At 42.2% G+C, this 2,871-nt stretch carries 2 protein-coding genes; both read left to right on the forward strand.

The window, feature by feature from the left end:
- On the forward strand, nt 1-367 hold a 367-nt coding region (locus tag P2G54_RS16430), incomplete at its 5' end, for an OmpA family protein (protein WP_275872653.1).
- A 552-nt stretch (nt 368-919) separates the two neighbouring features.
- A partial coding sequence (locus P2G54_RS16435) for a PKD domain-containing protein (RefSeq protein ID WP_275872654.1) occupies nt 920-2,871 on the forward strand: 1,952 nt, incomplete at its 3' end.

A 2,871-nucleotide genomic window follows, 5' to 3' on the forward strand; every position in this document is an offset into this window, starting at 1 on the left:
TGACTTTGACAAGTGGGCGATCCGTCCGCAGCACAAGAAGGACCTGGAGCGCACGGCGGTGATGCTGGAGCGTATGCCGAACCTGATGCTGTACATCGAGGGCCATACCGACCAGCGGGGAACCGACGAGTACAACGAGGGACTGTCCGAGCGCAGGGCGCAGGTGGTGATGGACTACCTGAGCAAGCGTGGCATCGAGTCCGGCAGGATGGAGCACAAGTGGTTCGGGGAGACTCGTCCGGTGAACGACTGCGATTCGATGGAGTGCACCGAGGCAATGCACCAGCAGAACAGAAGGACCGAGCTAAGAGTAGGCAAGGCTGCCTTCTCCTACACCGGAAGACAGAAGAAGGTGGATACGATGTAAGTAAAAGTGACGAGTGTTAATTGAAAAAGAGGCTTTAGGGCCTCTTTTTTTTACGTGATGAGTTTCTGGTAGATTTTTTTTTGAAAAAAATAAAATTTCCTAGGGTTTATTTATTTAACTATTTTTGGGACTATGTAAAAGTCAATAAAATCTAGAATAAAGCTAAATAGTGTTTTTATAATTATTTTTTTCATAAATAAAATACCGCAATTTTTCTTGCTTTTGGATGATTATAGCGCCTTGTATTCCCTGTTTTTAATCTAAAAAGGGCAAAAAAAATCAATTGAAATACAAAAAAATGCATTACAAATAAAAAATGTTTTCCAAAAATTTGGATATGAAAAACATAAAAGTGTATTTTTATGGCAGAATAATAGCTTTGAGTGAAAAGACCGCTTAAAAATTGGTCAAAAATCAAAGTTTTGAGTGATTAAAGGGTAGATCTGATTTCCGGTTTCCTGGAAAATTTTTAAAGGGATTCGGACTCAGGTTCAAAAAGTGAAAAAGTATAGCGAAACGTTTACGAACTCGAAAATTTTAACCAATATCGATATGGAGCAAGTATCCAAATTCAAGAAAGATCACTTACCAATTGGAAGTGAAATTTTTAAGGACTTGAAAGAGATTGGAAAATTGAATTTCATTTTCAAATTTTCCATTTTATTTCTGTTTTTAGTTCAGATCTCAGGCCTCAGTTTTGCCCAGTATTCTGGTACGCCACCACTGGTTATAGATCCTAATAATCCTCCTGGTTGTCCTCAAAACAATGTGACCATCACAGATGTGCTTTTTTATGATGCGCTCACTGATGAGCCATTAGATCCTAATGTGGATTATGATCCCGGGGATGAGATCAATGGCTATATTGCTACCCAATTTGGAGGTAGTTCTAGCAATGCATACAACTTGTATATCCAGTACGATATTTATATAAATGGAGTATTAAGTAGTTCAGAGTATGGTTGTTATTTTCTAGGCGAAAATGTCATTAACGATGGGGTAACCTATCATCCCCTTATCCCATTTACTCTAATTGTTGGTCAAGAAATAGAATTGAAAAATATCTATATGACCTGGGATACCGGAAGTCCTGGTAAAGACCCAACTTGTCCTGTTTCTTTAAGTAACTCTCAGTGTTATTGGAGTGCGGATGGGCTATTGGTAAGGACACCTCTGGTGCCTAATTTTACTTTTGCGACCAATTGTGATGATTATAATGTGAGCTTTTTTGATGCTACTACAGGTGGTGATGTTGCAAATTATACTTGGACTTGGGACTTTGCAGGTTTAGGCAGTTCAAGTCTTGAAAACCCGAATTTTACTTTTCCAGGGCCTGGTGAGTATATTGTTACCTTGACAGTGGATGATGGTTCTGTTTTGAATCCAAAGAGTTTTACAGATACACTTACTCTATATGATCTTGTTGTTCTAGAAATTACAGATCCAGATCCGGTTTGTTCTCCTTCTATAGTTGATTTGACCGCCCCAGAAGTGACTGCAGGTTCTTCTTCTGGTTTGACTTTTACCTATTTTACAGATTCGGACGGGAATAATCCATTGGCAAATCCATCTGCTGTTTCTTCTTCCGGTACATATTATATAAAAGCTACAAATACAGATTCTGGATGTTATTTGATTAAACCTGTAGAAGTAAGCGTAAATACTTGTTCGATTGATTTATCAAAGGATGGAACGATCGATATGACTGTGGTAAGCCCTACGGATCGTGTGGATGCCGGAGATGTAATCAACTATACTTTTACAGTTACCAATTCTGGTACTGCTGAAATCACCAATATTTCAATCACTGATCCACTTGTAACCGTGACCGGCGGACCTATTGCAAGTCTTGCCCCTGCTGCGGTGGACAACACTACTTTCACGGCAGTATATACCCTGACACAGACGGACATTGATGCGGGGACTTTTACCAATACTGCAACTATTAATGGAACTGTTTTGTCAACCCCAGTTTCTGATACTGACGATGACATACAGAATTTTACTCAAGTAGGGACAATTGATCTGGTTAAGACGGCATCCCAGTCTACCTATGACGAGGCGGGAGACGTGATCACGTATACTTTCGAGGTGACCAACACGGGAGACGTGACCTTAACTGATGTAACGGTTACGGATCCGCTACCGGGCTTGTCTGCGATCACACCTGCTCCTGTAACCCTTGAGCCGGGCGATAGCCAGATATTCACGGCGACCTATACCATTACGTTGGCTGACATGGATGCGGGCAGTGTGAACAACACGGCGACTGCAACCGGCACCGATCCTAACGAGGACGATGTGACCGACACGGACAGCGAGACGATCACTGCGAACCAGGATCCGTCGATAGACATTGTGAAGACGGCGTCCCAGCCTACCTATGACGAGGCGGGAGACGTGATCACGTATACTTTCGAGGTGACCAACACGGGAGACGTGACCTTAACTGATGTAACGGTTACGGATCCGCTACCGGGCTTGTCTGCGATCACACCTGCTCC

The organism is Algoriphagus sp. CAU 1675 (assembly GCF_029222925.1).
Classification (GTDB): Bacteria; Bacteroidota; Bacteroidia; order Cytophagales; family Cyclobacteriaceae; genus Algoriphagus.